Annotated in this window: 4 protein-coding genes; 1 reads left to right on the forward strand and 3 read right to left on the reverse strand. The window is 66.8% G+C overall.

Annotated features, from left to right (window positions below; translation table 11 throughout):
• Window positions 1-281: 281 nt before the first annotated feature.
• The 3 genes from EN738_RS30875 to EN738_RS30885 are packed head-to-tail and all read right to left on the reverse strand — an operon-like array spanning window position 282 to window position 4,053.
• On the reverse strand, window positions 282-2,576 hold the full coding sequence (locus tag EN738_RS30875; protein WP_127286909.1) for a xanthine dehydrogenase family protein molybdopterin-binding subunit: 2,295 nt from the start codon (window positions 2,574-2,576) through the stop codon (window positions 282-284).
• Window positions 2,573-3,556 (reverse strand): xanthine dehydrogenase family protein subunit M, encoded by a 984-nt coding sequence (locus EN738_RS30880; RefSeq protein WP_127286910.1) that lies wholly within the window; start codon window positions 3,554-3,556, stop codon window positions 2,573-2,575. Before EN738_RS30880 ends, EN738_RS30875 begins: the two co-directional genes overlap by 4 nt.
• Window positions 3,553-4,053, reverse strand: a complete 501-nt coding sequence (locus EN738_RS30885) for a (2Fe-2S)-binding protein (RefSeq protein WP_189606056.1) — start codon at window positions 4,051-4,053, stop codon at window positions 3,553-3,555. The genes EN738_RS30880 and EN738_RS30885 overlap by 4 nt, the downstream gene beginning before the upstream one ends.
• A gap of 435 nt (window positions 4,054-4,488) precedes the next feature.
• Here EN738_RS30885 and EN738_RS30890 point away from each other — a divergent pair.
• The coding region (locus EN738_RS30890; RefSeq protein WP_145966982.1) for a TetR/AcrR family transcriptional regulator at window positions 4,489-4,901 on the forward strand (413 nt) is incomplete at its 3' end.

The following is a 4,901-nucleotide window of genomic DNA, read 5'->3' on the forward strand; positions in this document are numbered from 1 at the left end:
CGATGAGACCCAGCGCCGGGACCTAAATCCCGAAGAGATCCTTCCACCCGCCGATGTGCTGACACGATCGAACTGGGACATTCCGGGATAGCGGAACTTACCAAAACGCTGGCGGGACAGCACCCCCCTCTGGCCTGCCGGCCATCTCCCCCTCAAGGGGGGAGATTATTCGCTCCGCCGCCTTCGCCAATTTCGAACGCTGCGAGGGTGCGCGCCGGCGCTGAAACCGCAAATCTCCCCCTTAAGGGGGAGATGCCCGGCAGGGCAGGCTCGCGTCAGCCTTAGATCAACTTCTCTAGCGTGATCGGCAAATCCCTTACCCTCTTCCCCGTCGCATGGAACACCGCGTTGGCGATCGCCGGCGCGACGCCGACGATGCCGAGCTCACCCACGCCCTTGCCGCCGAGCGCGGAGGAGTGCGGGTCGGGAATGCCGACCGAGATCGTCTGAATATCCGGAATGTCGGCATTGGTCGGGATCATGTAGTCGGCGAGGTTGCCGTTGACGATGCGGCCGTGGCGGCGGTCGACCAAGCCTTCTTCCAGCAGCGCCTGGCCGATGCCCATGATGATGCCGCCCTTCCACTGGCTTTCCGCCAGCTTCGGATTGTAGAGCCGGCCGGAATCCAGCGCCGACACCACGCGCGACACCCGCACCGTGCCGAAATCCTCGTCGACCCTGACTTCGACGAAATGCGCGCACCAGGAATGGCGCGAATAGTCGCCTTCGGTGTGCGGGATCGACATGGCGATAGTGGTGTAGTTCTTGTAGCGCTCCTCCGCCGTCGCGTTCGCCGGCATGGAGTCGCCCTTGGCCTCGATCTTCTCGCGACCGACGGCGGACAATAGCTCGGCGATCGACAGCTCCGGCCCTTCGCCGCGCGGCGAGGCGATGCGGCCGTCCCTGACCACCAGCGTGTTCGCCTGCAGCGCATGGAAGGGCGAGCGCGGATCGGCGATCGCCAGCCCGATCAGCTCGTCGAGCGCCTGGCTGGCCGCCTTGTAGACGGCGCCGGTCATGACACCGGCAAGCCTGGAGCCACCTGCAACGCCGGCGCGAGCGAAGTGGGAATCTCCCAGCTTCACCGACACCTGTTCCACCGGCACGCCTAGTGTCTCGGCCGCCGTCTGCGCCAGGATAGTATAGGTGCCCTGGCCCATGTCGATGGAGGAGCTTTCGACCTCGACCGAACCGTCGGCGAGGATGTTCACCACCGCCTCGCCATGGGCGCGCCGCACCGGATAGGTGCCGGCCGCGACGCCCCAGCCGATCAGGTGATGGCCGTCGCGCATCGAGCGCGGCGCGGGCGAACGCTTCGCCCAGCCGAAGGCTTCCGCGCCGGCCGCGAAGGCCTCGCGCAACTGGCGTGTCGACCATGCCTTCCTGGCGTGCGGGTCTTCCTCGGCGTAATTGCGCAGCCGGATCTCCAGCGGATCGATACCGAGCTCATAGGCGAGCTCGTCGATCGCGCTTTCGATGCCGAAGGCGCTGGGGTTTTCGCCCGGCGCCCGTTTGGCTCCCGGCACCACGGTGTTGACCCGCACGACATTCTGCTTCGAGGAGAAATTGGGCGTGGCGTACATGATCGAGGTAACGGAGCCGAGTGGCTCGACCCACATGCCGTCGACCGCCGTCTCGTTGACGCCGCGATGCACGATCGACTGGATCTTGCCATCGCGATCGGCGCCGATCGCCACGGTCTGCCTTGTCGCGGCGCGGCCGCCATAGGAGGTAAAATTCTGCGGCCGGGTCAGCATCAGCTTGACCGGCCGTCCCAGCATCTTTGCCGAGGCCGCCGCCACCGCGCTGTGCGCCAAGGCGAGCGCCTTCGAGCCGAAGCCGCCGCCAATATAGGGCGAGACCAGCCGCACGTTCTCGAACGGGATCGCGAACCATTCGGCATAGGTGCGCGCCATGCCGTCGAGCCACTGGCTGGGCTCCCAGATGGTGAGCGCCTCGCCCTGCCAGCGCGCGATCAGCCCATGAGGTTCCATCGCCGCCTGGAACTCGCGCGGCGTGTTGTAGGCGGCGCAGACGCGCACCGGCGAGGCGGCAAAGGCGGCTTGGGCGTCGCCCCACTCCTTGGTCATGGCCTCGATCGGGATGCCGTCGCCGGCCTTGGGGTCGCTGAGGTCGACGATGGCCGGCGTCTCGTCATAGATCACCTTGACGAGGGCGGCCGCCGCGACTGCCTGCTCGAAGGTCTCGGCCACCACCGCAGCGACATGCTGGCCGGAATAGGTGACCACGCGGGCGAGCGGGCAATAGGGGACGTCGGGCGGTGGCGTGCCGAACCAGTCCGACGCCGTCCTCAGCGGTATGATGGTGTCCGGCGTCAGCGCCAGCAGCACGCCTGGCGCGGTCTCGGCCGCGCGCGTGTCGATCGAAAGGACCGTGCCGGCGGCGACGGTGCTTTCCACCATCACCGCATGCGCCAGCCCTTCGAGCTGCTGCTCGACGGCGTAGTGGGCCGCGCCGGTGATCTTGGCCGGGCCGTCGACGCGCGACAGCCGACCGCCGACCGCTTCCAGGCGCGCGCTGTCGGAGGCGGCGTGTTTCATCTCATGAACGGTCATGCCGTCTCTCCCAATTTGAGGATGGCTCTGGCGACGACGCGCGGCGCGAGCTCGATCTTGTAGTGGTTGGCGCCGTGGTCCACCGCGCCGTCCATGGCAAGTTCGCTGGCCTTGCGGACTGTGGCCTCGTCGAACGTCTTGCCTCTAAGCGCGTCTTCGACTGCCCGCGCCCGCCACGGTTTCGTGGCGACGCCGCCGAGCGCGACGCGGATCTCGCGGATGGTGCGGCCGTCGCCTTCGAGTTCCAGCCCGACGGCGGCACTCGCCGCTGCGAACTCATAGGACTGGCGGTCGCGGACCTTGAGATAGGTCGAGCGCCTGGCTGCGGCCGAGCCGGGGATCTCGATGGCCGTTATCACCTCGCCGGGGCGGATGTCGTGCTCACGTTCGGCCGTGGCGCCCGGCGCCAGAAAGAAGTCCTCGACCTTGAGCCGCCTCTCGCCGAGATGGACCTCGGCGTCGAAGGCAACGAGCGCGATGGCGAGATCGCCCGGATAGGTGGCTATGCAGGCCTCGCTGGTGCCGAGCACGGCATGGCCGCGCGTCACCCCGCCAATCGCCGAGCAGCCGCTGCCGGGCGCGCGCTTGTTGCAGGCCGGGAAGTTGGCGGGATCGCGGAAATAGGGGCAGCGCGTGCGCTGCATTAGATTGCCGCCGATGCTCGCCATGTTGCGCAGCTGCGCCGAGGCTGCCTGCCAGAGTGCTTCCGAAACGGCCGGGAAGCGGCCCTTGATCTCGGCATGGTCGGCGACATGGCTCATTTTCGCCAGCGCGCCGATCACGGCGCGGCCGGCGCTGACATCGATGGCGTCGAGCCCCTTGATATGGCTGATGTCAATGACAGCGGAAGGTTCGGCGACGCCGCATTTGGCGAGGTCGACCAGCGTCGTGCCGCCGGCGAGCAGCATGGCGCCGGGAAGGGCGGCGGCGTTGCGTGCAGCTTCCACGCTGTCGGCACGAAGGTAGGAAAAGTCTCTCATGAGCGGAGCCCCTCTGCTGCATGGCGAACGGCGGCGACGATGTGCGGATAAGCGCCGCAGCGGCAGAGATTGCCGGCCATGTATTCGCGGATTTCTTCGTCGGAGCCGGCATGACCTTCGCGGATGCAGGCCACCGCCGACATGATCTGGCCGGGCGTGCAATAGCCGCACTGGAAGGCGTCCTGCTCGAGGAAGGCTGCCTGGACGGCGTTGAGCGTGCCGTCTTCGCCCGCCAGTCCTTCGATGGTGGTGACGGAACGGCCCGCGACTTGCGCGGCGAGCGTCAGGCAGGCCAGCACGCGCTCGCCGTCGATATGCACGGTGCAGGCGCCGCACTGACCGTGGTCGCAGCCCTTCTTGGTGCCGGTGAGATGGAGACGATCGCGCAGCGCGTCGAGCAGGGTGACGCGCGGCTCGATGTCGAGCGCGTGGTCGCGGCCGTTGATGGTGAGATGGATGGAGAGGGTGGTGGGGCTGATGGTCGATTGGTCATTCATGAGGCGTCGGGCTCCAATTGCTGGACGCTAGGCGGATGGAAATGGGGCTTGGCAGGCGAGGGGCAAGGCGTGGAAGCTGCTAATCTCCCACCTTGTGGGGGAGATGCCCGGCAGGGCAGAGGGGGGCGCGAAAGAACGCGGCGATTGTGACTATGTCCTTGAGAGGAAACCTGAAATGCGAACGCGTTTGTCGCGGGCTGCGACGTCGGCGGGACAACGCCCCCCTCTGGCCTGCCGGCCATCTCCCCGACGAGGGGGAGATCGGCAGTTCCGTCGTCCAGCGGGCAACCGAATTTTGCTCCTCTCGAACACGTGACATACCGGTCCCCCTGATTATATGATAAAGGTGCTCCACTAAAACGGAGGCGCCTCCGTTTATTTACGTGGGGGCTGACCGGCCACGGTTCAAGCCCCAATCGACCCGTGGAGACAAAATTGGCTGAAAGGCCGCTAGCTACCACCGAGAGGCAGCCCGCCACGCCAGCGCCAAAACCGCTGCGCGCAGACGCCCAGCGCAATCGCGACAAGCTTGTCGAGGTGGCGGCGCAGGCTTTTGCGACCGACGGCGTCGACGCTTCGCTGGAGGAGATCGCCCGCCAGGCAGAGGTCGGCATCGGCACGCTCTACCGCCATTTCCCGACCCGCGAGCATTTGGTCGAAATCGTCTACCGCCGCGAGGTGGAGGCGCTCTGCCTGGCGGCGGAAGAACTGGCCCGCGATCACCCGGCCGATGTCGCGCTGGAGCTTTGGATGCAGCGTTTCGTCGACTACATCGCCACCAAGCGCGGCCTCGCGACCAGCCTGCGGCTCTTGCTCAACACCAACTCGACGCTGTTCTCCGACACCTC

Origin of the sequence: Mesorhizobium sp. M4B.F.Ca.ET.017.02.2.1, assembly GCF_003998955.1 — a bacterium.
GTDB classification, from domain to species: Bacteria; Pseudomonadota; Alphaproteobacteria; order Rhizobiales; family Rhizobiaceae; genus Mesorhizobium; species Mesorhizobium abyssinicae.

Bases quoted from the DNA above. Each gene is read 5' to 3' on its own strand.
- EN738_RS30875 (WP_127286909.1), bottom strand. From the start codon at position 2,576: ATGACCGTTCATGAGATGAAACACGCCGCCTCCGACAGCGCGCGCCTG.
- EN738_RS30880 (WP_127286910.1), bottom strand. From the start codon at position 3,556: ATGAGAGACTTTTCCTACCTTCGTGCCGACAGCGTGGAAGCTGCACGC.
- EN738_RS30885 (WP_189606056.1), bottom strand. From the start codon at position 4,053: ATGAATGACCAATCGACCATCAGCCCCACCACCCTCTCCATCCATCTC.